Below are 24827 nucleotides of genomic sequence, written 5' to 3'. Positions count from 1 at the left end.
CGAGCCAAAGTCAACTCTGGAAAAGCGGGGAATTAATATGCAGACTTTGCTGCTCTGGTTATTTTACATCTCATCATTTTATGCTTTTATCCCTGGTATGATCAGCCGGATTTTTGGTTACCGTGTCTTTCGTAAAGGAACTGGGCGAAATGAATTTGCTCTGACCTTCGATGATGGACCTGATCCTCGATTTACACCATTATTGCTGGAATTACTGAAGAGGTATGATGCAAAAGCGACCTTTTTTGTAGTAGGCTCTAATGCTGAACGTTATCCTGATCTTATTCAGCGTATCCATGATGAGGGACATCTCATCGGGATTCATAATTATGTTCACAAGACGAACTGGCTCATGCGGCCAGCAACCGTCCGCCGGCAGATTCAACGTACGAATGATATTATTTATAATATTATTGGCGAACGCAGTACGTATTACCGTCCACCTTGGGGCATTGTCAATTTATTTGATATTTCCAAACGACGCCAAGTTGAAATTGTGCTTTGGTCGGCAATGTTTGGCGATTGGCGTGAGAAGCTCGGCGCCGAAAAACTTACTGAGAAGATGCTGGCCCGTCTAAATCCCGGGGAAGTGATGTTGTTGCATGATAGCGGCACAACGCTGGGTGCAGATGCGGATGCTCCAGGGAATATGCTTGTGGCTCTTGAGCAGACACTGGAGGAAGCCCGTAAACGGGGACTCCGCAGCATTCGGATTGACGAAATGATTAAGATGGCTGAGACTTCACCTATCCGGCGCTTATCTTTTGGTAAACGGGTGCTTGTAGGACTTTGGTTAGCTTGGGAACAGGTATTTCAAGCTCTTTTTCATCTCCAAACGATTACTCCGTCAGATCCTTTCCTGCATTATCGGATGCGGAAATATCAGGGCGAACCGGTTGAACTCGAGGGTGGAGAACTGCTGCGTAAAGGCGACAAAGTCATTGAGCTGCACATCGATAATAAACAGTTGTTCGAATTAGGAATTCATTCACGTTCTTCCGCTCAACTAGCGATTCGAATGATCCGCAGAATGGAAAAGGATCTGCCCATTCTTGCTGAGATCATTGCCAAGGATGTGGATCTTGCAGAAGCCAAAGCGCTTTACGGAGTCAGCATGATTAACCGGGGACCGGAGAAATTCGGCTTTACCGTACGCGATTTGCCGGATGGCTTATTCGCACGTTCCTCCAAATTTTACTTAAGGATCCTGTTAAGTGTGATTCATCCAGCAGGTGGGGCAAGGCTTAAAGAACGGAGCGAGGTCCTTGTGCCGAAGCTTATCCTGATGCCTGTCTCAGAGCTGCTCAAAAAGATGAATCAACAGCTGCCTCATCATCCGAAAACTGCAAAAAAACGCAAATCGCAACAGGAAGAATCGTTGTCACTTAATGATTCGGTTGCGGAAGTAGAAATGCCAGGTGCGACAGTAACAAATTGATTCATGATCTTATTGATAAATATTATACAGTGGACGTGTAAAGAGATGTTCTACAATCCAACGTTGGGTTGTGGAACATTTTTTTGTTGGGATAATTAAAAAAAGAGCAGCCCGCCAGTAAAAATACTAAGGTGGGACTGCTCTTGCTTGTTTTAATATTCTTTTCTGCTAAAGGGATTAGATCTTCAGCACAGCGCCGTTACTTGCGTTGGTAACCATTTTGGAGTAACGAGCCAGGTAACCAGTTTTAACTTTAGGTTCGAATTCTTTCCAACCTGTACGACGAACTGCTAATACTTCTTCTTCAACCAGCAATTCAATCTTCCGGTTGTTGAGATCCAGTTCAATGATGTCTCCATCCTCAACAAAAGCGATCGGACCGCCTTCAGCTGCTTCTGGAGAGATATGACCGATACTGATTCCGCGGGAAGCCCCCGAGAAACGACCGTCTGTAATCAGACCGACCTTAGCACCCAGCCCCATACCCACGATTTGTGAAGTAGGCGCCAGCATTTCCGGCATTCCAGGTCCGCCCTTAGGACCTTCATAGCGGATAACGACTACATGGCCTTCTTTAACTTTACCGTTGGCGATACCTTCCAGTGCAGCTTCTTGGGAATCAAAGCAGATCGCAGGACCTTTATGATATCCGCCTACTGAAGCATCAACTGCACCAACCTTGATGATAGAACCCTCAGGAGCCAAGTTTCCGTAAAGTACGGCCAGACCGCCTCTTTCGGAGTAAGGGTTGTCGATAGTATGAATTACGGAAGTATCTTGGATCTCGTGTCCGATTACGTTCTCGGCTAATGTTTTGCCGGTAACGGTCATACATTCCCCGAACAGAGCACCTGGTTTCTTCAGCAGTTCATTCAATACAGCACTAACGCCGCCCGCACGGTCCACATCTTCGATAAAGATATCAGAAGCTGGAGCCAGCTTAGCCAGATATGGAACACGGTTTGCAACTTCGTTAATGCGTTCAAGCGGATAATCGATACCTGCTTCTTGAGCTAATGCAAGGGTGTGCAGCACTGTGTTAGTAGAACCACCCATTGCCATATCCAGTGCAAATGCGTTATCAAGGGATTCTTTAGTTACGATATCTCTTGGTTTAAGATCCAGCTTAATCAATTCCATCAGTTGTGTTGCGGATCTGCGAACAAATTCTCTACGCTCATCAGCAACAGCCAAAATTGTACCGTTACCTGGCAATGCCAGTCCAAGTGCTTCTGCAAGGCAGTTCATGGAGTTGGCAGTGAACATTCCGGAACAAGATCCACAGGTTGGACAACCGAATTGTTCTAATTCAAGCAACTCTGCATCGTTGATTTTGCCGACTTGGTGAGCACCAACGCCTTCAAATACCGAGGTCAGAGAGAGCTTGTTACCTTTACTATCTACGCCGGCTTTCATTGGGCCGCCGCTTACGAACATGGTTGGGATGTTAACACGCAGTGCGCCCATCATCATGCCCGGTGTAATTTTATCACAGTTAGGGATGCAGACCATGCCATCGAACCAATGCGCGGAAACTACGGTTTCCAAGGCGTCAGCGATGATCTCGCGGCTTGGCAGTGAATAACGCATGCCGATATGTCCCATAGCAATTCCGTCATCTACGCCGATCGTATTGAATTCAAAAGGAACGCCACCAGCTTCGCGAATCGCTTCCTTAACGATTTTACCGAACTCTTGCAAATGCACATGCCCTGGAACAATATCAATATAGGAATTGCAGACCGCAATAAACGGCTTTCCGAAATCTTCTTCTTTTACTCCGGCTGCTCTCAGGAGACTACGGTGTGGAGCACGGTCAAAGCCTTTTTTAATCATGTCTGAACGCATTTTCTTGGCTGCCATAATGACATTCCCCCCTAAATGAATTTCAATCAAATATAGTGTCGCATTAACGCAATGAACTCCAAAGACCTGCGTATATACGGTTTATAGAAAGAACGGGGACCTGCTTCCTCAATAAGAAAAGCGATGCCGTTTCTATAAAAAAAAGCCGCTGTTTTGGTATAAACAGTTACCGCCTAAAATGAACGGAGAAGTCATTGTTATTAGTGAGTCTATCACAAAGAGCACGTTTTTTCTACCGGACAATGTGAAGTTTGTCGATTGACGCAAAGCGTGGGAAGTGGAGGAAAAGCTCATTTTCGAAAGGAAAGTGCTTTATTTGGAAAATGGATCAGGGTTCGGATGTATCTATTTACCACTCTAGACAACTTTAGGAGAGCTGAGTATGATGGGAGTTATTATTTTATGGGAGGTGCTGGAAAATCGGGATTTGTGTATTATTATCGCCGCGGTGGATCGTTTTTACGGGGATGAAAAGCTAAGGAGGGAAAGGGAATGTCACAGCGTACAACTTATTTAAATCCAATTGTAGCAAGCTCAGGAGACCCATGGGTATTCAAACATACCGATGGCTATTATTACTTTATGGCCACAAAAGCTAAATGTCTGGAGCTGACGAGATCTAGAACCTTGACCGGCCTTGCGGAGGGCGACAAGAAAGTGATCTGGTCTCCCGAACCGGGGGGCAGCTACAGTTACAATCTGTGGGCGCCGGAAATTCATCATTTGGACAACAAATGGTACATTTACTACACTGCGAATGACGGAGGAGGCGACGATTCACGACGGATTTGCGTGCTGGAGAATGAAGAGGCAAACCCGCTGGAAGGGCAGTGGGTATGGAGAGGTGCTTTGCAGACACCTGTCCCAGGGTTGGATGGAACAGTAATGTCTTTGCGGGATCAGCTGTACTTTCTGTATGCGGGATATGGTCATTTCCCTGATTATGGGTCGGCTATTTACATTATGCGAATGAGTAATCCTTGGACCTTAGAAGGGGAGCATCACCTGCTTACCGCTCCAACTCTGTCATGGGAGAAGCAAGGTGGCATGGCGATTAACGAAGGTCCGGTAATTTTGCGGCGCAACAATCGTATTTTCATGGTTTATTCGGCAAGTACGACTTGGTCTGAGGATTATGCACTAGGGATGCTCACCATGAGCGAAGCGGCAGATCCTTTGCAACCGCTGTCATGGGTAAAATCAATGTCGCCTGTATTTTGCAAAAGTGTAGAGAACGGGATTTTTGCCACGGGGCACAATAGCTTCACACGATCTCCTGATGGCAAGGAAGATTGGATAGTCTATCATGCGCTTCCTTCCGCTGGAGCGGATGTGTCTTTGCGAGCAACCCGTATCCAGAAATTTGGGTGGAAGGTGGATGGGACACCGGATTTTGGGGTTCCTTGTAGGGATACGCTTGCTCAGACCGTACCGTCGGGAGAATAAGAATAAAACAGAAAAACAAGATTGAAAAGGCCATTCATTACAGAAAAACTGTAATGAATGGCCTTTTCATGTAATGCAGATATTTTTATTCGCTGTCGATAATAATTGACGAAAAACGCCTGTGTTATAAGGGGTTTTTCGCCAAAATACAGATGTTTAGTACGTTTTTTTAATAGGTTTGTAGATGGTGTAGCCATATATTTGTTTGAGAAAAGTTCGTAAGATTACAAAATTATTGTTTGAAAGCGTTGACATATGGATTTTGGATGCTTATAATTCGATCTGAGATACAGAAAAACTGTATTAATCAAGGGGAGTTATCTACAGGGCAAAAAGGAGCGTGGTTCCAAGCTTTGGATTTGCTTAAGGCGTTGTGGCAAATATTTTATAGTGGGAGGTTAAGTATGAAGAACAATGCAAAGCGTTTTTTTAGTCTTTTATTTGTGTTAATACTGATCATTTCGACTGTAACAGCATGTAGTGGCAACAGTGCAAACAATGGGGCTGATAACGGTGGCTCCAACAACAAAGAGAACGAGAGCACAGCCAAAGACCCGGTTGAGTTTACAGATATCAGCGCAGACATACGCGGCAATACAGCCCCAACGCAAGAGCAAATCGACGAAGTTAATCATTCCTTGAATGATACATACCTCGGCGACGTTTTCGATGAAGTCATTCCAAATGATTACTCAGCTTATCCTGTTAAAGGTGATGTGGTTCTGGATGTATGGATGCCTGCGAATTCCAATATTCCGGATATGAACAATCATGCTGTCCAGAAGCAGGTGGAGCAATTAACGGGAATCAAAGTAAACTTCATCACGCCGCCAATCGGCCAGGAAGCGGATGCCTTCACGCTGATGATCTCCTCCGGTGAACTGCCTGACATTATCATTGAGCCGGGACGTTATCCGGGAGGTTTTGAAGCGGGCGTAAATGACGGCGCTTATATCGATCTGACAGATCTGATGGAGAAAAATGCTCCGAACTATACGAAGTGGCGCAATTCGGATGAATCAAGAAGAAAAACCACGGTCACGGATGACGGCAAGCTGCTTGGCTTTTATGGCATCGCCCCATATTCAGAGTGGACTTGGTTTGGAACGTTGATTAAGCAAGAGGCGCTGGATAAAACAGGGCTTGAAGTTCCAAATACGATTGATGAATGGCATACCTTCCTGACAAAAGCAAAGGAAGTCGGATACAAAGCACCACTTAATTACGGCTCTACTTACGGCCAGATTTTTACCGGCATCATAAATGGCGCATATGGAGTATGGGATTGGACGTTCCTTGATGAGAATGGCAAAGTGGCCTGGGGGCCAGCACAGCCGAAAGCTAAGGAATATTTGACCACCATGCAGCAATGGAACAAAGAAGGATTACTGAACCCGGACTGGGCAACGGCAGACTTTAACCAGAGAATGGCGAGTGCCATTTCGGGAGATACCGCGATGATGATGGACTCTCCGGATACGATGTGGAGTTATTGGAAAGAGCAAAGCGGTATCGACTTTGTGGGGGCACTGAACCCGGTTCTAAACAAAGGAGATAAGTCCGCAACCACGTACAAAAATTTCAAAAGAGCGGGGATCGAAGCTGCGATCACAACGCAAAGCAAAAATGTAGAAGCGGCAATGGCTTGGCTTGATTTTAATTACAGTAAAAAGGGCTGGGAATTGATTAACTTTGGTGAATACGGCACGGTCCACCTGATTGATGACACGGGAATGCCTTATTATCCAGAGAACAGTTATATCTTTAAAGACCCTGAAGGTCAGCCCGTATCGACAACCTTATGGAAATACCGGATGCACAACTGGCCGGATATCCGGGATGAGCATCATTCCAACCCGCTGATCGCTGCCAAAGGAAGTTATTCGGGAGACATTCGCAAGAATTGGACTGAAAATATGGACACCAGTATGGCTATGCCACCTATTTCCTTTACCAAGGATGAAGCTTCGCGGGAAGCCGAGCTTGGAAACCAGCTGTCGACACTGCGCGGAGAGTATTTTGCAAAAATCATAATGGGAGACCTGCCGGTAGATGCCTATGATAAATTTTTGAAAGAAGCTCAGAGCATGGGACTGGAAGAGTTTTTGAGTATCCATCAGGCAGCCTTAGATCGATATAACAAACGATAGGTGGTTGTTTTATGGAAATATTACGAAAAAACAGAGCGATAAAGCCCATTCCTCAGGACGCCAAACCTAAAAATACCAAGCTAGTGATTAAGAAGGATTTGAAAAAGAACTGGTTTGTCTATCTGTTGGCCGTCCCTGTTGTAGCATGGTTCCTGATTTTCTGCTACGGGCCGATGTGGGGGGTTATGATCGCCTTCAAGGATTTTAAACCCCTGCTGGGGTTTGGCCAGAGCGAGTGGGTAGGGTTTAAGCACTTTATTGATTTTTTCCAAGGGCCTTATTTCTGGCGGGTCGTTAAAAACACCCTTCTCCTCAATGTTTGGGGGATTGCCTTTGGATTTACAGCCCCGATTATTCTGTCCTTGATGCTGAACGAAATCCGTGGGGTTAAGTTTAAAAAAGTGGTCCAAACGATCACCTATATGCCGCACTTTATTTCCCTGGTGGTGGTATGCGGGATCATTCATATCTTTGCCGCAGATGAAGGGATTATCACGCAAATCCTGCAATTTATTACCGGAAAAGAGTACTCTTCACTGCTCGGCTACTCTTCGTTCTTCCGGCCGATTTATACCTTCTCCGGCATTTGGCAGAGCATCGGCTGGGATAGCATCATCTACCTTGCGGCGATGAGTTCCATCGATACTTCATTATATGAAGCTGCTGAAATTGACGGAGTGGGACGGATTAAAAAAATGTGGCATATTACGCTGCCGCAGATCAGCCCAGTTATCATCATTCTGTTTATTTTTGCCATCGGCGGGTTGATGTCATCCGGGTACGAGAAGATTATCCTGCTGTACAATCCTCTGATCTATGATACGGCGGATGTTATTGCCTCTTATGTTTATCGTCGCGGTTTAAGAGAAGCCAGTCTTAGTTATTCTACGGCTGTGGGCTTGGTCAGCTCAATCGTTAACTTCGGGCTGCTCTGGATGACCAATACAATAGCCAAACGCAGGTCCGAGGTCAGCTTATGGTAAGAAAGAGGGACAGCTATGAAAGATAATTTGCAGCGTAAAACGAAAAAAAGACGAAAACATAAATCCATCGGCGACAGAGTGTTTGACGGCACGCTTTATACTCTGCTGACCGCATTAACCTTGGTGTGTTTTTATCCGATCCTGCATATCCTGTTTGCTTCCGTCAGCGACCCCGGCATGTTGATTGCTCATAAAGGGATTTTGCTGAAACCGCTGGGGTTCACTTTGGATGGCTATAAGCTGGTGTTTAAAGATAACAGTCTGATCAACGGCTATAAAAACACGATTATATATGTAGGGTTAGGCACATTAGTCAACATGATCATGACCATTCTGGGAGCTTATGTATTGTCCAGACGAGGTTTGTATTTCAAAAACTTTATCATGATCCTGATTACAATCACCATGTTCTTTGGTGGCGGGTTGATTCCTTGGTTCTTATTAATGAAGGATATTGGTTTGTACAATAATTTGTGGGCCATGATTTTGCCAAGTGCTTTAAGCACATGGAACATTATTATTTTACGAACTAGCTTTCAAGCCATTCCGCAGGAATTGGAAGAGGCGGCTACTATTGACGGGGCAAGTCAGGCCCATATTTTAACGAATGTGATTCTACCGCTGTCCAAAGCTACGCTGGCCGTAATCTTTTTATACTATTTAGTTGGGAACTGGAACTCATGGTTTAATGCGATGGTGTTGTTGAAGGACAGACAGCTGTTCCCGCTGCAGCTATTAATGAAGGAAATATTAGTAGCTAATGATGCAACCGCAACCTCGATCGGCAGTGCAGGCGGGGTAGTCATCGATAGCGCCCAGAGCCAGACGGCTTTCCGCGAGCTGGTTAAGTATTGCGCGATTGTCGTTTCTACGCTTCCTATATTAATGGTATATCCTTTCTTGCAAAAATATTTTGTTAAAGGTGTTTACGTAGGTTCGATTAAAGGATAGCGGGCAAAAAAACAAGTTCATCTTATATAGAAATTATTTAATAGGAGTGAAGTACACCATGTTGACAGAAGCAAGCAGCACATCCGTTCCACGTCCAGAATATCCAAGACCCCAATTTGCCCGTAAGGATTGGCTTAGCCTAAATGGAGAATGGGATTTTACGTTTGATGATGAAGATGTCGGTGAGGAAGAACAATGGTATCGGGCGGACACAAAGGGTTTATTTTCACAGGTTATTCAAGTGCCCTTTGCGTTTCAGAGCAAGCTGAGCGGAATTGAAGATCCTTCATTTCATGATGTTGTGTGGTATAGAAGAACTTTCGAAGTTCCTGAGGGTTGGAACGGGAAGCGGATTGTCCTCCATTTCGGCGCCGTTGATTATTTGGCAAAAGTCTGGGTGAATGGTCAGCTGGTGGCCGTGCATGAAGGTGGACATACGCCATTTCAGGCCGATATCACTCCTTCGCTGATCAAAGGAAATAATACCATTATACTGCGCGCAGAGGATTTCAGCCGCGATGTCACCTTGCCGCGGGGCAAGCAATATTGGCTGGAACAGTCTGCTGCCATCTTTTATACCCGCACAACCGGAATCTGGCAGAGTGTCTGGCTTGAACCGCTGTCTGCAGTGCATCTGAATAAAACCATGATGACACCAGATATTGACCGCAATGAAATCCGGCTTCGGACCTTTCTGCAAGGATTTAAGTCTGCTGATCCGCTCAAGCTGCGCATAACGGTATCGTATGACGGTGAAGTGATCGCAGAGGATCAATATATGATCAAGAATGCAGAGCAGCTGCGGACTATCGGCTTGGGGGATTTTGCGGATCATGGTCTTGGACGTTTATGGAGCCCTGAGCATCCGAATTTGTATGATATTCAATTCCAATTGCTTCGGAATGAGGAAGTAATTGATGAAGCGGCGAGTTATTTCGGCATGCGCAAGGTGTCGATTGAAAATGGCAAGCTATGCTTGAATAACCGCCCATATTTCCAGAGACTGGTGCTGGATCAGGGGTACTTCCCTGACGGGATACTAACCGCACCTACAGACGAAGAGCTGAAACGTGATGCCCAGCTGACGAAGGAAATGGGCTTTAACGGGGTGAGGAAACATCAGAAGACAGAAGATCCCCGGTTCCTGTATTGGTGTGATAAGCTCGGCCTGCTGGTATGGAGTGAGGCAGCCAATGCTTACGAATATTCCGAGGAGTATGTCCGCCGCTTCACGAAGGAATGGCAGGAGATCATCGAGCGCGACTATAACCATCCTTGTATCGTGACCTGGGTTCCGCTTAATGAGAGTTGGGGGGTTCCCAATGTCCAGATTGATACACGCCAGCAGCAGCACGGATTGGCAATGTATCATTTAACGAAATCCTTGGATGAGATGAGACCTGTTGTGTATAACGATGGGTGGGAGCATATGACTACAGATTTGGTGACTATTCATGACTATGAGAGCCATCAGGAAGTGCTGGAGGATAGATACGCCACGGTTGAATCTTCTGTAAATGCGATGCCGGCCAACCGCAAAATATTTGTCGGTGGAGCTTCGTATCAAGGCCAGCCGATTCTCGTATCCGAGTTTGGTGGAATTGCCTTCAAGAAAAGTGAGTGGGAGGGCTGGGGTTATTCTGGGGCAGAGAACGAAGAGGATTTCCTGATGAAGCTCAAGGCTGTGGTTGACCCGATGTTCACTTCCCCGGTGATCCAAGGTTATTGCTATACCCAGCTGACGGATGTCGAGCAGGAAATCAACGGACTGCTCACCTATGATAGACAGCCCAAAGCTCCGCTTGAAGCGATCCGCAACATCATGATGCATATCAAATAAATAACATTTATTAAAAGGAGTTACACCATGACACAACAAGCAACGCTTCCGCGTCCTGAATATCCCCGCCCTGACTTTGTTCGACCAGAGTGGATCAATCTGAACGGCCAGTGGCAATTCGAAATTGATCATGGCAAAAGTGGGAAGGAACGCGGATACCCTGTTAACGAACATAATCTCTCAGGGACAATTACTGTGCCCTTCTGTCCGGAAAGCAGGCTGTCCGGCGTAGAATACAAAGATTTTATGGCTGCTGTATGGTATAAAAGGGAGTTTACCGTGCCGGAGAACTGGACAAATGGCAGAGTTATCCTTCATTTTGGCGCCGTTGATTATATGGCGGAGGTCTGGGTGAACGGCGTATCCGTAGGTACGCATCGCGGAGGATATACTCCGTTTAGCTTTGATATTACTTCTAATCTTTTAGCGGGCGGTAATGTGATTACTGTATATGCTGAAGACGACGTTCGATCGGGGCGACAGCCGCGGGGCAAGCAGAGTGAACAGTTCCATTCGCACGGCTGCGACTATACACGCACTACAGGAATCTGGCAGACGGTATGGCTTGAGCAAGTGCCTGAGACCTATCTGTCTAATCTGAAAGTTGTCGCTGATCCCGACAATGGCTGTGTGCACCTCGAAATGAAGGTACAAGGGAACGTTGCGGGGGACACGCTTAGCGCTACTGCTCTTTATGGCGGCAAACCCGTCGGGGACAGCAGTGTGATTGTTTCCGGGCCCTCTATAAAACTTACGATTCCACTGTCAGAGATTCACTTATGGGAAGTTGGAAACGCCAGATTGTATGACCTGAAGTTATCCTTGCATTGTCAGGGACGGGAGAGTGATGTGGTCCATTCTTATTTTGGACTCCGCACGGTACGACTGGATGGGATGGCATTCCGGATCAATGGGAAATCCTTATTTCAGCGGTTAGTACTGGATCAAGGTTTTTATCCGGAGGGAATCTATACCGCTCCTACTGATGAAGATCTGCGCAGAGACATCGAAATCTCAATGGGGCTTGGCTTCAATGGCGCAAGACTTCACGAGAAGATCTTTGAGCCGCGTTATCTTTATTGGGCTGACCAATTAGGTTATCTTGTCTGGGGAGAACATGCCAATTGGGGGCTGAATATTACTGGAGCGGATAGCCTGTCTCACTTCCTGCCGGAATGGCTCGAAGGTATGCAGCGTGATTTCAATCATCCCGCGCTGATCGGCTGGTGCCCTTTTAATGAGACCTGGGATCGGGACGGTGTGAAGCAGCATAACGCCGTGCTACAGATTGTTTACGACGTAACAAAACGTATGGATCCAACACGTCCCGTAATTGATACAAGCGGTAACTTCCATGTGGCTACAGATATCTTCGATCTTCATGACTATGACCAGAATCCGCAGACGTTCCGGGACAGATATGAACCTATGAAGCATGGCGGTCAAGTATTCAATACCTTCCCGGATCGCCAAACGTATGAAGGTCAACCTTACTTCATCAGCGAGTATGGCGGAATTTGGTGGAACCCACAGCAGAAAGATGAAAAATCATGGGGGTATGGGGACAGACCGACCTCAGAGCAAATGTTTATCGAACGCTACGAGGGGTTGACGAATGTTCTATTAGATCATCCGCTGATGTTTGGATTCTGCTATACCCAGCTGTACGATGTGGAGCAGGAAGTTAATGGACTGTATACTTATGACAGACAGCCGAAGTTCGATCCTGAGCGTATCCGCCGCATCAATGCGCGTAAGGCTGCAATTGAAGATTAGAGGCGCTACGTAACTATTCATTCGAAAGGAATGTGATAGATTATGAAAGTGAATTTCCGGCAAAAATGTCTGGTCGCCTTAAGTGTTCTTCTTATTCTTCCAATGGGGAAGGTGACCTTAGCTGTCTCTGATCATAATGACTTTTACAACGTGGTTATGCAGGACGGGGCGGACCCATGGGTGTATAAACATACAGATGGCTTCTATTATTTCACCAAAACAACAGGTGGCAATGTTACTCTCTGGAAGTCAGCCCAGTTGACCACTATTGATGCAGCGCCTACTAAAGTTGTCAACACGGGCGGTAGCGGCATCTGGGCGCCTGAGCTACATTATATAAACGGAGCTTGGTATATCTACTATGCGATGGACGACGGAGATAACGTAAACCACCGCATGCATGTAATGGAGAACACAGCGGCAGACCCGATGCAGGGAACTTGGCAGTACAAAGGCCAGATCACAGATTCAAGCAATAAGTGGGCTATAGACGGTACTGTGCTGCAAGTGAACGGCGAGCTGTATTTTATCTGGTCCGGCTGGGAGGGGAATGTTAATGTGCGGCAGAATCTCTATATCGCGCATATGAGTAATCCCTGGACCATTGATTCCGAACGCGTAGAGATTTCAAGACCAACGTATAGCTGGGAAACGATTCATTCCCCAAATGTGAATGAAGGACCGCAGGTGATTATAAATGGAGAAGTCATTAGTTTGGTCTACTCGGCAAGTGGAAGCTGGACCAATGATTATTGTCTGGGACTGATCACCGCAGACATCTCCAGTGATCTGTTGAATCCGGCATCATGGAATAAACGCAATCAGCCTATCTTTTCCTCAGGCAATGGACTTTACGGACCTGGACACCATTCGTTTACTAAGTCTCCTGACGGCCAAGAGGATTGGATCATGTACCATGTCGCCAAATACAACAACGCTGGCTGGAACCGCGAGGTACGGATGCAGAAATTCAGCTGGAATGCTGATCATACACCTAATCTGGGCATTCCCGTTGACCCTAATCTTCCTATAACTTTGCCTTCAGGTGAAAACATGCATACCCGCTACGAAGCGGAAAAAGGGACATTTGGCGGCGATGCCTATGCCTCTTCGAGTCCCAAGGGCTCGGGTGGGCTTAAGGCGGGTCATATTGATACACCGGACAGTTACGTAGAATTTTCGGTTGATGCGGCAGCCGCAGGCGAGTATATTCTTTTGGCTCGAACGGCGAATGGAACGGCTGGCGGGAATTGGTCGAATTTTCAGCTTAGTGTCAATGCAGGACCTTCCGGACCATTCTATATCACCAATAAAGGGTGGGAGAATTGGGGGCTGTCCACAGCCCGGATTCAACTGAAGGCAGGCATAAACAAGCTTCGTTTTACCAAAGGCGAAGGTTACGGAGAAATTGATTTCATTGATATTAAGCCATTGTGAATCGAACAAACCTAAGAGACCTACGAGATGGCTTCCGGTTTTCCGGAGGTCATTTCTAGGTGAAAGGGCCTGTAGTTGTAATTGTTTTTCATCTCATTAAGAAGTAAGATTAGGATAATTATTAGGATACAAGGAGAGCTGATTTGTGCTGGAACTTAGCTTAAACGACCCGGAAAAATTAGTCACAGTAACGCATGCTTTATCAACCCGTTCTAGGGTTGATATACTTCGGCTCTTAAACTCCAAAAACTTAAATATTATTGAAATCGCTGAGAGGCTGAAGCTTCCAGTGTCGACGGTAGCAAGCAATATTAAAGTATTAGAAGCAGCAGAGTTAATTCATACAGAATTGCTTCCGGCTTCACGCGGGGCGATGAAAGTTTGCAGCCGGAATTATGATGATCTTCATATTGCCTTGAATTTAAAAGAGCCGATGCCAAAGGGATTAACTCATGTCTATGAAGTAGAGATGCCGATCGGTCATTATAGCGACTGTGAGGTATCTCCTACTTGCGGAATGGCTAATAGCGAGGGTCTTATTATCAAAGAAGATGAACCGTCGAGCTTTTATCACCCTAAACATGTCAACGCTCAGCTGATCTGGCTCCGCAAAGGATTCCTGGAATATTTGCTGCCTATGGATATCCCCTCCGGAGCACAAATTGAATCGCTGGAATTATCCATGGAGATCTGTTCGGAAGCTCCGAATTATGACCAGAACTGGCCTTCGAACATTTCCGTGTGGGTGAATGGATCGGAGATTGGCATGTGGACCAGTCCCGGTGATTTCGGTGACCGGCGGGGCAAGCTGAATCCGAACTGGTGGTGGGATGGATCCACACAATACGGGTTTCTCAAGACCTGGCGTGTTGACCATGAAAAGACGACACTTGATATGGAGAAGGTGTCGAATGTTTCCTTAAATGATCTTCTGATTAACCGGAGCCCCAAATTGCGGCTGCGCATTGGAATCAATCCCGATGCAGTTCATCAAGGTGGACTTAACCTGTTTGGGCGCCAGTTTGGCGATTATGAACAACATATTATGATGAAGGTAAAATATACAATGGATCAGGATGAAGTAGAACTTTAGCTTAGGAGATGGATAAAGCAAGGCGGTGCCTCGGAAACGAATCTTCGTATCCAGGGAACCGCCTTGCTTTGTTTGTTCTGGATGTAAAATCAGAGTGTGCGGCGTAGGGCGGCACGCTGAAGGGTGATCATCCAGTCAACGGACGGCTCAACCAGCGGGTGAAAGAGCCGTTTAACTGACGGCTGAGCCAGCAATACGGTGAATAATACGGCGGTGAGCAGCAGGACTACTGCCCCAGCAGCATTGCCAATATAGGTGTAAATCCCAGAAACGGCAGCCAGACGAACGATAAAACCATGAAGCAGGAAGACATACAACGTGCGGCGTCCCCAGTCGGTCATGCGGCTCGCTCCGTAAGGTACAAGACCGAGGAAAGCGAGTGAAGCGACAATTTGTAGTCCGTACAGTCCCAGGCGGTATACGCCTGCATACCATACATTGGCATCAAGCTGCATATAGGTCATGTTGCCATATAACCAGCCAAAGGGAAATCCTGCTCCCCATGTAGCCATGATGGCAAGGAGTAGAACGGAGGCTGCTGCTGCAAAGATTTTGATATATTTCTGATAGAGCTTGACGAAGGTTTCGAAGGAGAAATGATAGCCGATAATGAAAAAAGGCAAATATACAAAGGTACGGCTGATGCTAAACCATACACCGTCCAGCTGGAGATATCCCACAGCCACCCCCGCTGTTACAGCGAAGAGGAGCTTAGCGGTTATTGACCATCTGCTCATTCCGAGCATCAGGAGGCGCCAGCAGGCATGACTGGCCAGAAACCATAGGAGCAGATAGGGTGCGAAAATGGAATGCTGGATGTTGCTTACATGAAAGAGGGAAACGTCGAGTGCGGAATATAAGCTTTGAAAAATGAGGTATTGCAATCCAATTTGCAGCAGCATTTTGCGGCCGGTAGTTCCGGCAAGGCTTTTTCTGGCGAAATAGCCGGTCACCAGTACGAACAGTGGCATGTGAAAGCTGAAAATCCACATATATAATCCGTGTATTCCACTCATTTTGTTAATCAGAGGTTCAATTGCATTACCGGCAAAAACAGTGATAATAAGCATAAAACGCAGGTTGAGAAAAAAGGTTTCTCCGCGCGTTTCCAGCGAGTTTTCCCCTACCATGATTTAGCCTCCAAATTATGCTGTATGCAAATTAATTTAATTTTAAAATACTAGATTTTCTTTGATTTAATTGTGAATTAAGTCACAATAGAAAGCGTTATCATGTGTGCGAAATGTGGCGATGTGTTGAAGGTTGTTAGAATAGAGGGATTCCACTATAATTTTTATATGCATTAACATCTGGGAGTGGAACATGTTGAAGAGAAGAATAACTAAGCGTCGCGTCGCTATTTTTGTATTGATTATTTTAGTTGTAGCCGGGTTGCTGATATGGAAGTATTTAACGCCATATGCACCGGCTCAAGAAGCCGAAACCGCACTGATTTCAAGTGGCGGAGTTACCGTCGAACAGAATGATAATTGGATTTCGTTCGAACCTTCCATTACTAAAGGCGCCTCGATTATATTTTATCCTGGGGCTTTGGTTAAACCGGAAGCTTACTCCCCTCTTGCGAAGAGCGTCGCTGCTGCAGGGCATCCCTTCTACATCGCCAAAATGCCGTTTAATTTAGCCGTAACGAAGGGGGATGCCGCAGAAGAGATTATTCGTGTACATCCGAAGCAATCTTTTGTGCTGGGTGGACATTCACTTGGGGGTGTCATGGCCTCACGTTACGCAATTGAGCATACGGACCAGCTGGAAGGTGTATTTTTCTTAGCCTCTTATCCAGATGAAAAGGGCAGTCTACGAGAGACTACTTTGTCAGTGTTATCAGTTGTGGGTACTGAGGATCAAGTGATTGACAGAGACAGCTACAACAAAGGGCGTTCCTATCTGCCAGATAATACAGTTTATAGTTCAATTTTAGGTGGGAATCATGCGCAATTTGGCAGCTACGGGCCTCAGAAGGGGGACGGCGAAGCCACAATATCTGAGCAAGAGCAGCAGAGTCGCACAGTAAGTGCCCTGTTGGATTGGCTGGGAAATCTGAGGTAGTTACGGGTCATTCAACAGAGGGAGGAAACAATTCATGCCAGTATTACACATTAACGATGAATGCGTTCCCTGCTCTGGAATATTGTTTGATAAAGATGGGACGTTACTCGATTTATTAGCCACCTGGGGGAATTGGGCGGAGCTTGTGCTGCGCGGACTGGAAGATCAACTAGCGATCATGGGAGCGGGATTTATTGTAGAGCGCAGCAAGGTGCTGGGTACGCAACATGATCCGCAAGGGAAGTTAATAGGGTACGACCCGGCGGGGCCGCTTACCATGGCTACAGAGGAAGAAAGTTACGGTGTACTCGCGTGGCAGCTATATGCAGCAGGAGTTCCTTGGAATGAAGCGCTGACCCGTGTGAAAAGCATAACTAAAAACGCAATGTACGAATTACGCCGACGCCGTATGGCACAGCCTTTAGCGGGACTTTATTCTTTTTTGGAGCAATGCTCTGCGGCATCCCTTAAGCTTGGCGTGGTTACCTCCGATGGGGCAAAGACCACTGGAGAGCATTTGGAATGGCTTAATGTGGCAGGCTATTTTGATTCGGTAGTTACTAGGGACAGGGTGAAAAACGGAAAACCCGCTCCTGAAATGGCTGAATTGGCCTGCCGGGAGCTAGGGCTTTCGCCTGAAGAGACGATTATTATTGGGGACAGTAATGCCGATATGCAATTAGGTAAAGGTGCAGGGCTTCGCCTCGCAATTGGGATTTCCGCCAGTGGTGATGGGGAGCACCTTATAGACGCAGATGTAATCATTTCCGGTTTTAATGAGCTTCGGATCACTTACTGATCAGCTAATAAAAGGAAAGGATGTGCTACTTAGCATGGATCAATTGCAGACACTTGCTTCTTGGATCAAAGAAAGTGACAACATCGTTTTTTTCGGAGGGGCGGGTACGTCGACAGAGAGTGGAATTCCCGATTTCCGCTCCGCAGCTGGATTATATCAAACTCAGCACAATTCACCTTATCCACCTGAAGTGATGCTGAGCCGCACTTTTTTCATGTCCTCACCGGACATTTTTTTTGATTTTTACCGCAGTAAAATGATTCATCCAGAGGCCCGTCCGAATGGTGCGCACCAGCTACTAGCGGAATTGGAACAGCAGGGGAAGCTGAAGGCGGTGATTACGCAAAATATTGACGGCCTGCACCAGCAGGCGGGTAGCCGTAGTGTACTTGAGCTGCATGGTTCGATCCATCGCAACTATTGTATGGACTGCTCACGGTATTACGGGCTGGATCAACTGCTGGAAATGACTGAGATCGTTCCTCGCTGCCCGGAATGTGGCGGAATTATCAAGCCGGATGTGGTTTTATATGAAGAAGAATTGGATCATTCCGTGCTTATGGGCTCTGTCGCTGCGATTGCCTCTGCAGATATGCTTATTATTGGCGGAACCTCGCTAACGGTTCAGCCTGCGGCTAGTCTGGTGACTTATTTCCGGGGCAAACGTACGGTGCTGCTGAACGGAGATCCCACACCTTATGATGACCGGGCGGATCTGCTGATTACAGATCGAATTGGAAAAGTAATGGGCAGTGTCAAGGATCTATTAAGCTAGATGGAAAAAGCTGTCCTTTGGTTTCTCTTGCCAGATTATTATTACGCTCAGAAGTTTAAAGATAAGGTAGGCTCACAACAGCGTGTAATGAGAGGCAGGGATAAGCAATGGTATATGTAGCAGACGATAAACGGTATGACAACATGCGTTATAATCGTTGCGGGAACTCAGGTCTCAAGCTCCCAGCAATCTCATTAGGATTATGGCAGAATTTTGGTGGGATCGATAATTACGAGAACGGCAGAGAAATGATCACTCGTGCTTTTGATCTTGGAATTACCCATTTTGATCTGGCCAACAACTATGGTCCACCAGCTGGTTCAGCAGAAGAGCTATTCGGTAAAGTTCTCGCCAATGATATGTTTCCTTATCGTGATGAAATAGTGATCTCTACAAAAGCAGGGTATAACATGTGGCCCGGCCCTTATGGCGAATGGGGTTCACGTAAATATATGCTGGCTAGTCTGGATCAGAGCCTGAAACGGCTAGGCCTAGATTATGTTGATATTTATTACTCTCATCGTCCAGACCCGGAAACACCGCTTGAAGAAACCATGCAGGCGCTGGATTATGCGGTACGTTCTGGCAAAGCTTTATATATAGGACTATCCAACTATAATGCGGAGCAGACGGCTGAAGCCCTCAGCATTCTAAAAAGCCTGGGCACACCGCTCTTAATCCATCAGCCTAGTTATTCTATGCTCGATCGTTGGATTGAGGGCGGCTTACAGGATGTACTGGAACAAAGTGGTGTAGGAAGCATCGCTTTTACACCTCTGGCTGAAGGTTTGTTAACCAACAAATACTTGAATGGTATTCCAGAGGGATCAAGGGCTGCCAAGCCGTCTGCCGCCTTGAATGAGAGCCGGATTACACCGGAGGTGCAGCGGAGGATTCGCGCACTTAATCAGCTTGCGGTTTCGCGAGGACAGAGTCTGGCTCAGTTTGCACTGGCTTGGACACTCCGGGGGGGCAAGGTTACTTCTGCCCTAATTGGAGCAAGCAGAGTGGATCAGATTGAAGAGAATATAGCTGCTTTAGCTAAGCCTGATTTCAGTCCAGAGGAGTTAGAGCGGATTGAAACGATTCTAAAGACAGAACTATAGCGTATTGAACACAGTAACAGCCCGGTTCCTTAAGTTAAGGAAGACGGGCTGTTGTTGTAAGGTGGATTTATGAATTAAAGGTCAAACTAACGTTCAGGTTTCTCTGCTTGTCTCGTTGTAGTCATCCGGTAAGCCGTCGGTGACTGGGCACAAAACCGTTTGAATTGGCGAGAGAAGTATAAAGCATCGGTGAGCCCCACGGATGCTGCTACCTGTTCCACGGACAGCTCCGGTCGTTCACGCAGCAGCTGTCTGGACTTTTCAATACGCAGCTTTAGCAAGTAGGTCACCGGAGATAATCCGGTCTCTTGCTTAAATACACGGGACAGGTAGGCTCGATTATAACCCAGCGTATCACACATTTGTTCAATAGAGACCGGGTGCGCATATTGAGAAGCCATATAGTGGATCATTTGCTTCACAGTACGCTTAACCTGTGATTCTGTTCCGGGAAGACGGGAGAAGGAAGAGAGCAAATCAGCTGCCTCGCCGACAATGAGATAGAGATACCCAAGCGAAGTCAGATGGGCACTTTCTTTGTTGGCGTTGAAGGCTTGCATGATGCTGGACAGGGCACCTGGAATGAGGCTTTCACCTGTTGTGGTCACCACGGGTTGTTGTGGTGTGAACCCCGTCTGCAGCACCAGATCGTCAGCTTCGCTGCCAGTAAATGCTGCCCAGCGATAGCACCAGGGCTGATCTTTATCAGAGACGTAACTGACTAATTGTCCCGGATGGATCAAGAAGCAGTCTCCTTTACCCAACTCATATTTATGATGTTCTGTACGGAAAACACCCGAGCCAGATTCTATGAAATGCAGCAAATAATAATCATAGATCTTGGGTCCAGCTTGATGCATGGGCAGTGTCTGACTCTGGCCGGCAAATAGTACATGAAGGTTCTGTTTATCGTAATACACGGGATTGGATCCTACGGAATAAGTATGCTCCATTTGGGACAGCCTTTCTTGTGTTAATGTCATTTAATGGCTTATAGTTTAGAGAGTAACAGTAATATATGTAATTATTATATTATGGGAAGTCACATTTATCCATACATTACACACATGATTGCATTATCAGAGGATGAGTGAATCTATTATAATGAGTACATAAAGAACGCTTTACTAATTCCCACTGGCTGAAGCAGCGAAAGGATGGAGTGGTATTAATGAGCATGCAGGAACTTAACAACAAATTTATTGAAAAATATGGGGTGAGCGAGGAAGAGGCTAAGGTGTTTTATGCACCAGGTCGTGTCAATCTCATCGGAGAGCACTTGGATTATAACGGCGGATATGTACTTCCCGCAGCTTTGGAATTCGGTACAACGCTGATTGTGCGTCCACGTAGTGACAGCAAAGTGAATTTTGCATCGACTAATTTTCCTTACGAAGCTTCTATTGATTATAGCGAAATTGGCAAGTCCAAAACTGGTGAATGGATTGACTATCCGATTGGGGTAATGGTTGAGCTGGATAAGAAAAGCACCCCGGTATCCAAAGGGTACGATCTGCTGTTCCATGGCGATATTCCGAATGGAGCAGGCTTGTCCTCCTCGGCATCTCTTGAAGTCGTTACTGCTTATGCGTTCCTGACTCTCGAAGGCGGCGATACAGACACTGTTGAGATTGCACTTTTGTCCCAGCGTGCGGAGAATCAGTACGTAGGTGTAAACTCCGGAATTATGGATCAGTTCGCAGTTGCTAACGGCAAACGCGATCATGCAATCCTGCTGATGTGCGACACACTTGAGTACAATTTGGTACCATTCATCACAGGTTCATACAAATTGGTTATCGGCAACACGAACAAACGCAGAGGGCTTGTAGATTCCAAGTACAATGAACGTCGTCAGCAGTGTGATGAGGCATTGGCTATTTTGCAAAAAGAAGTGCCTTCGCTAGCTTATCTGGCACAGCTCAATCGTGAACAGTTCGAAGCACATCAAGATAAAATCACAGACGAAATTGTAAGACGCCGCGCTCGCCATGTCGTGGAAGAGAATCAACGCGTGCTGGATTCCGTTGAGGTATTAAAAAACAATGATCTGAAGCAGTTTGGACAGTTCATGAATGATTCGCATGCGTCCTTGCGCGATTTGTATGAAGTTAGCTGTGCAGAGCTTGATATTATGGTTGAAGAAGCTGGACGTATCCCAGGTACACTCGGTTCCCGTATGACTGGCGCGGGTTTCGGAGGTTGTACAGTATCTTTGGTACATGAAGATGATATAGAACGTTTTATTCGTGAAGTTGGTGAAGCCTATACCACAAGATCTGGTTTGGTTGGCGAGTTCTACGTTTGCGGCATCGGTAATGGTGTCCAAGAATTGAAGGGAGTGTAATCACATGGCGATTTTAGTAACAGGTGGAGCAGGGTATATTGGGTCTCATACTGTAGCGGAGCTGCTGGATCGTGGCGAAGAAGTGGTGGTCATCGACAATCTGCTAACAGGGCATCGTGAGGCGTTGCTGGGTGGCAAGCTGTACGAAGGTGATCTGCGTGATAAAGAACTGCTGGGTAAGGTGTTCGCTGAAAATGAGATTGAAGCGGTTATCCATTTTGCCGCAAGCTCGCTGGTCGGAGAAAGCATGAAGGACCCTGTAAAATATTACGACAACAATGTATATGGTACACAGTGTCTTTTGGAAGCTATGCAAAAAGCTGGCGTAAACAAGATCGTATTCTCGTCCACAGCTGCAACCTACGGCGAACCGGAAAAGGTGCCGATTGAAGAAACAGATCGCACTGAACCGGCCAATGTGTATGGAGAAACTAAGCTGACCATGGAACGGATGATGGCTTGGTTTGATAAAGTACTGGGCATCAAATATGTAGCATTGCGTTACTTCAATGCAGCTGGCGCACATGCCAGTGGCAAAATCGGTGAAGACCATCGTCCAGAAAGTCATTTGGTGCCGCTGGTATTGCAAACGGCTTTGAAGCAACGTGACAGTATCGCTGTTTTCGGAGATGACTATCCTACAGAAGACGGTACTTGTGTGCGCGACTACATCCATGTCAGCGATCTGGCTGACGCCCATGTCCGTGCGGTAACTTACCTGCGCAGCGGAAGCAGCAGCAATATTTTCAACCTGGGCAATGGACTTGGATTCTCGGTAAAACAGGTGATTGAAACGGCGAAGAAGGTTACTGGACTTGAAATTCCTGTAGTCATTCAAGAACGCCGTGCCGGCGATCCTGCTGTGCTGGTAGCTTCCTCCGACAAAGCGCGTAGCGTCCTTGGATGGAACCCGCAGCATGCAGATTTGGAAGATATTATTCAAAGTGCATGGAACTGGCACTCTGCCAATCCGCAAGGATACGGAGAATAAGGGACTTTAGGTTAGCTTATCTTGAACTTGAGACCCTACTTAAGGAGAATTAAAATGCACAACGAGAATAAGATTACGCCTGCTGGCCAGAAAGCATTACATGCGATTGAGCAGCTTGTTCTGTTCGCACTGCGCCAGCAGCTTATAGCTCCATCCGATGAAGATTATAGCCGTAATGTGCTGCTCGAACAGTTTGGTTTCAGTGAGCCGCTTGTAGGTGACATCGATCAAAGTGCATTGGAAGGGCCGCAGGCTCCACTCGATGCACTGATTGATTATGGTTTTGAAATCGGATTGATCCCAGAGAATAGTGACACTTACCGTGACTTGCTGGACGCCAAGATTATGGGACTTCTCATGGCCCGTCCTTCGGATGTAAATGCTGAATTCTATAGTCTGACTGCTGAAAAAGGCATCTCCGCGGCTACAGACCGTTTTTATAAATTGAGCATTGATTCGAACTATATTCGGATGGATCGGATCTCCAAGAATGTCTACTGGCTGCAGGATTCGCCGTACGGAGACATTGAAATGACGATCAATTTGTCCAAGCCTGAGAAAAATCCGAAGGAAATTGCGATGGCTCGGCTGCTCCCGCCGCCAGTCTATCCGAAATGTCTGCTGTGCCGTGAGAATGTAGGTTATGCCGGACGGATCAATCATCCGCCGCGCCAGAACCTGCGTATCATTCCGCTTAACCTGAATAATGAAAAATGGTTCTTCCAATACTCGCCATATGTTTATTACAATGAGCACTGCATTGTATTCCATCATGATCATGTGCCAATGAAGCTTACCAAGGATACCTTGAAGCGGCTGCTTAGCTTCGTGGAATCATTTCCGCATTATTTTATTGGCTCAAATGCAGACTTGCCGATTGTTGGCGGCTCTATTCTGACGCATGACCATTTTCAGGGCGGACGTCACACGTTCCCGATTCAAAAAGCGCCTAAGGAAGATACATTTACACATGCTTCTTATCCGGGTGTCAGCATTAATATCGTAAAATGGCCGATGTCCGTATTGCGCTTAAATGGTGAAGATCCTGCGGTTCTACTGGAATGCGGAAATGCGCTTTATGAAGCTTGGAAAGCCTACAGCGATCCAGAGGCGGAAGTGCTAGCCTTTAGTGAGGTTGACGGTGAAGTACAACCTCATAATACCGTTACTCCTATCGTCCGCCGGGCCGAGGACGGCAGCTTCGAGATGGATCTTGTGCTGCGGAATAACCGGACTAATGAGCAATATCCTGAAGGGATTTTTCATCCGCACCGGGAAATGCATCATATCAAGAAAGAAAACATCGGCTTGATTGAAGTTATGGGACTGGCGATTCTGCCAGGCCGTTTGAAGGAAGAACTTGATTCCATCGCAGGTATTCTTGCAGGAGATCAAGCGCTGTTAGAAGCGGTGAAGAATGACCCTAGTCATTCTCTTGCGCAGCATGCGGCTTGGATTCAGGAGCTGGTGGAGCGATTCGGAACTGCACTGCAACACGAGGAAGCGCTCAAGATTGTGCAGAACGAAGTTGGCATCAAGTTTACGCATATTCTTGAACACGCTGGCGTTTACAAACGGACTCCAGAAGGTCAAGCGGCTTTCCGCCGTTTTGTAACTAGCTTCGGTGCTTTGTAGTAAGTGAATTTAGATTTAAGGATGTCCTCAAGCCTATGGGCTTGGGGCATCTTTTTTTATTCGGAATGACGAAATCCAGCCACCTAATTTGAATGCGGGTAATCAGAGGTTTATAATACGAAGGAGT

Annotated in this window: 19 protein-coding genes; 16 read left to right on the top strand and 3 right to left on the bottom strand. The window is 46.6% G+C overall.

Annotation, left to right across the window (positions count from 1 at the left end):
- Positions 1 to 37: 37 nt before the first annotated feature.
- Positions 38 to 1438 (top strand): polysaccharide deacetylase family protein, encoded by a 1401-nt coding sequence (locus NST45_RS19195; RefSeq protein WP_036680965.1) that lies wholly within the window; start codon positions 38 to 40, stop codon positions 1436 to 1438.
- 177 nt (positions 1439 to 1615) lie between these two features.
- Here NST45_RS19195 and ilvD read toward each other — a convergent pair whose 3' ends face one another.
- Positions 1616 to 3301: a dihydroxy-acid dehydratase gene (ilvD, locus tag NST45_RS19190; RefSeq protein ID WP_036680967.1), complete on the bottom strand. Its 1686-nt coding sequence runs from the start codon at positions 3299 to 3301 to the stop codon at positions 1616 to 1618.
- 495 nt (positions 3302 to 3796) lie between these two features.
- Between ilvD and NST45_RS19185 the strand changes: the two genes are divergently transcribed.
- The 8 genes from NST45_RS19185 to NST45_RS19150 all read left to right on the top strand — a co-directional run bounded on the left by NST45_RS19185 (position 3797) and on the right by NST45_RS19150 (position 14980).
- Positions 3797 to 4750, top strand: a complete 954-nt coding sequence (locus tag NST45_RS19185; RefSeq protein ID WP_076141367.1) for a glycoside hydrolase family 43 protein — start codon at positions 3797 to 3799, stop codon at positions 4748 to 4750.
- 404 nt (positions 4751 to 5154) lie between these two features.
- Complete coding sequence (locus tag NST45_RS19180) at positions 5155 to 6900, top strand: extracellular solute-binding protein (protein WP_036680971.1); 1746 nt, start codon at positions 5155 to 5157, stop codon at positions 6898 to 6900.
- 11 nt (positions 6901 to 6911) lie between these two features.
- Entirely contained in the window at positions 6912 to 7883 is a 972-nt protein-coding gene (locus NST45_RS19175) for an ABC transporter permease subunit (protein ID WP_036680973.1), read from the top strand.
- Between the two features lie 15 nt (positions 7884 to 7898).
- The gene (locus NST45_RS19170) at positions 7899 to 8834 is read left to right on the top strand and encodes a carbohydrate ABC transporter permease (protein WP_036680976.1); all 936 of its coding nucleotides are present in this window, start codon (positions 7899 to 7901) and stop codon (positions 8832 to 8834) included.
- A 58-nt stretch (positions 8835 to 8892) separates the two neighbouring features.
- On the top strand, positions 8893 to 10674 hold the full coding sequence (locus NST45_RS19165) for a sugar-binding domain-containing protein (protein WP_326047054.1): 1782 nt from the start codon (positions 8893 to 8895) through the stop codon (positions 10672 to 10674).
- A gap of 27 nt (positions 10675 to 10701) precedes the next feature.
- Positions 10702 to 12450 (top strand): sugar-binding domain-containing protein, encoded by a 1749-nt coding sequence (locus NST45_RS19160; protein WP_036680978.1) that lies wholly within the window; start codon positions 10702 to 10704, stop codon positions 12448 to 12450.
- A gap of 42 nt (positions 12451 to 12492) precedes the next feature.
- Positions 12493 to 13887, top strand: a complete 1395-nt coding sequence (locus NST45_RS19155) for a family 43 glycosylhydrolase (protein ID WP_076224431.1) — start codon at positions 12493 to 12495, stop codon at positions 13885 to 13887.
- Positions 13888 to 14032: 145 nt separating this feature from the next.
- Positions 14033 to 14980, top strand: coding sequence for an ArsR family transcriptional regulator (locus tag NST45_RS19150; RefSeq protein WP_036680981.1), 948 nt, complete (start codon positions 14033 to 14035; stop codon positions 14978 to 14980).
- Between the two features lie 89 nt (positions 14981 to 15069).
- Here NST45_RS19150 and NST45_RS19145 read toward each other — a convergent pair whose 3' ends face one another.
- The gene (locus NST45_RS19145) at positions 15070 to 16110 is read right to left on the bottom strand and encodes a fucose 4-O-acetylase (protein ID WP_036680982.1); all 1041 of its coding nucleotides are present in this window, start codon (positions 16108 to 16110) and stop codon (positions 15070 to 15072) included.
- 193 nt (positions 16111 to 16303) lie between these two features.
- On the opposite strand from NST45_RS19145, the gene NST45_RS19140 reads away from it, so the two are divergent.
- From NST45_RS19140 to mgrA, 4 genes are all read left to right on the top strand, one after another.
- Positions 16304 to 17047: an alpha/beta hydrolase gene (locus NST45_RS19140; protein WP_076141374.1), complete on the top strand. Its 744-nt coding sequence runs from the start codon at positions 16304 to 16306 to the stop codon at positions 17045 to 17047.
- A gap of 34 nt (positions 17048 to 17081) precedes the next feature.
- A complete protein-coding gene (locus tag NST45_RS19135; protein ID WP_076104931.1) occupies positions 17082 to 17846 on the top strand; it encodes an HAD-IA family hydrolase in 765 nt (254 codons plus the stop codon).
- A 34-nt stretch (positions 17847 to 17880) separates the two neighbouring features.
- Positions 17881 to 18621, top strand: coding sequence for an NAD-dependent protein deacylase (locus NST45_RS19130; protein WP_076104932.1), 741 nt, complete (start codon positions 17881 to 17883; stop codon positions 18619 to 18621).
- 107 nt (positions 18622 to 18728) lie between these two features.
- Positions 18729 to 19727, top strand: a complete 999-nt coding sequence (gene mgrA / locus NST45_RS19125; protein WP_036680989.1) for an L-glyceraldehyde 3-phosphate reductase — start codon at positions 18729 to 18731, stop codon at positions 19725 to 19727.
- Between the two features lie 86 nt (positions 19728 to 19813).
- On the opposite strand, the gene NST45_RS19120 is transcribed toward mgrA, so the two are convergent.
- The gene (locus tag NST45_RS19120; protein ID WP_036680991.1) at positions 19814 to 20680 is read right to left on the bottom strand and encodes an AraC family transcriptional regulator; all 867 of its coding nucleotides are present in this window, start codon (positions 20678 to 20680) and stop codon (positions 19814 to 19816) included.
- 218 nt (positions 20681 to 20898) lie between these two features.
- Here NST45_RS19120 and NST45_RS19115 point away from each other — a divergent pair, with 218 nt between their 5' ends.
- From NST45_RS19115 to NST45_RS19105, 3 genes are read left to right on the top strand one after another with little or no spacing between them, the layout of a single operon-like run.
- Positions 20899 to 22074 carry a galactokinase gene (locus tag NST45_RS19115; RefSeq protein WP_036680992.1) on the top strand — a complete coding sequence of 392 codons (1176 nt, stop codon included), beginning with the start codon at positions 20899 to 20901 and terminating at the stop codon, positions 22072 to 22074.
- A 4-nt stretch (positions 22075 to 22078) separates the two neighbouring features.
- The gene (gene galE / locus NST45_RS19110) at positions 22079 to 23065 is read left to right on the top strand and encodes a UDP-glucose 4-epimerase GalE (protein WP_339823525.1); all 987 of its coding nucleotides are present in this window, start codon (positions 22079 to 22081) and stop codon (positions 23063 to 23065) included.
- Between the two features lie 54 nt (positions 23066 to 23119).
- Positions 23120 to 24700, top strand: a complete 1581-nt coding sequence (locus NST45_RS19105; RefSeq protein WP_036680995.1) for a UDP-glucose--hexose-1-phosphate uridylyltransferase — start codon at positions 23120 to 23122, stop codon at positions 24698 to 24700.
- Positions 24701 to 24827: the final 127 nt, after the last annotated feature.

Source organism: Paenibacillus sp. FSL R7-0163, from assembly GCF_037969975.1.
Classification (GTDB): Bacteria; Bacillota; Bacilli; order Paenibacillales; family Paenibacillaceae; genus Paenibacillus_AQ; species Paenibacillus_AQ odorifer.
The sequence above is the reverse complement of the archived record's forward strand: the minus strand, read 5'-3'. Positions and strand labels throughout refer to the sequence as shown.

Bases quoted from the DNA above. Each gene is read 5' to 3' on its own strand.
- NST45_RS19195 (WP_036680965.1), top strand. From the start codon at position 38: ATGCAGACTTTGCTGCTCTGGTTATTTTACATCTCATCATTTTATGCT.
- ilvD (WP_036680967.1), bottom strand. From the start codon at position 3,301: ATGGCAGCCAAGAAAATGCGTTCAGACATGATTAAAAAAGGCTTTGAC.
- NST45_RS19185 (WP_076141367.1), top strand. From the start codon at position 3,797: ATGTCACAGCGTACAACTTATTTAAATCCAATTGTAGCAAGCTCAGGA.
- NST45_RS19180 (WP_036680971.1), top strand. From the start codon at position 5,155: ATGAAGAACAATGCAAAGCGTTTTTTTAGTCTTTTATTTGTGTTAATA.
- NST45_RS19175 (WP_036680973.1), top strand. From the start codon at position 6,912: ATGGAAATATTACGAAAAAACAGAGCGATAAAGCCCATTCCTCAGGAC.
- NST45_RS19170 (WP_036680976.1), top strand. From the start codon at position 7,899: ATGAAAGATAATTTGCAGCGTAAAACGAAAAAAAGACGAAAACATAAA.
- NST45_RS19165 (WP_326047054.1), top strand. From the start codon at position 8,893: ATGTTGACAGAAGCAAGCAGCACATCCGTTCCACGTCCAGAATATCCA.
- NST45_RS19160 (WP_036680978.1), top strand. From the start codon at position 10,702: ATGACACAACAAGCAACGCTTCCGCGTCCTGAATATCCCCGCCCTGAC.
- NST45_RS19155 (WP_076224431.1), top strand. From the start codon at position 12,493: ATGAAAGTGAATTTCCGGCAAAAATGTCTGGTCGCCTTAAGTGTTCTT.
- NST45_RS19145 (WP_036680982.1), bottom strand. From the start codon at position 16,110: ATGGTAGGGGAAAACTCGCTGGAAACGCGCGGAGAAACCTTTTTTCTC.
- NST45_RS19140 (WP_076141374.1), top strand. From the start codon at position 16,304: ATGTTGAAGAGAAGAATAACTAAGCGTCGCGTCGCTATTTTTGTATTG.
- NST45_RS19135 (WP_076104931.1), top strand. From the start codon at position 17,082: ATGCCAGTATTACACATTAACGATGAATGCGTTCCCTGCTCTGGAATA.
- NST45_RS19130 (WP_076104932.1), top strand. From the start codon at position 17,881: ATGGATCAATTGCAGACACTTGCTTCTTGGATCAAAGAAAGTGACAAC.
- mgrA (WP_036680989.1), top strand. From the start codon at position 18,729: ATGGTATATGTAGCAGACGATAAACGGTATGACAACATGCGTTATAAT.
- NST45_RS19120 (WP_036680991.1), bottom strand. From the start codon at position 20,680: ATGGAGCATACTTATTCCGTAGGATCCAATCCCGTGTATTACGATAAA.
- NST45_RS19115 (WP_036680992.1), top strand. From the start codon at position 20,899: ATGAGCATGCAGGAACTTAACAACAAATTTATTGAAAAATATGGGGTG.
- galE (WP_339823525.1), top strand. From the start codon at position 22,079: ATGGCGATTTTAGTAACAGGTGGAGCAGGGTATATTGGGTCTCATACT.
- NST45_RS19105 (WP_036680995.1), top strand. From the start codon at position 23,120: ATGCACAACGAGAATAAGATTACGCCTGCTGGCCAGAAAGCATTACAT.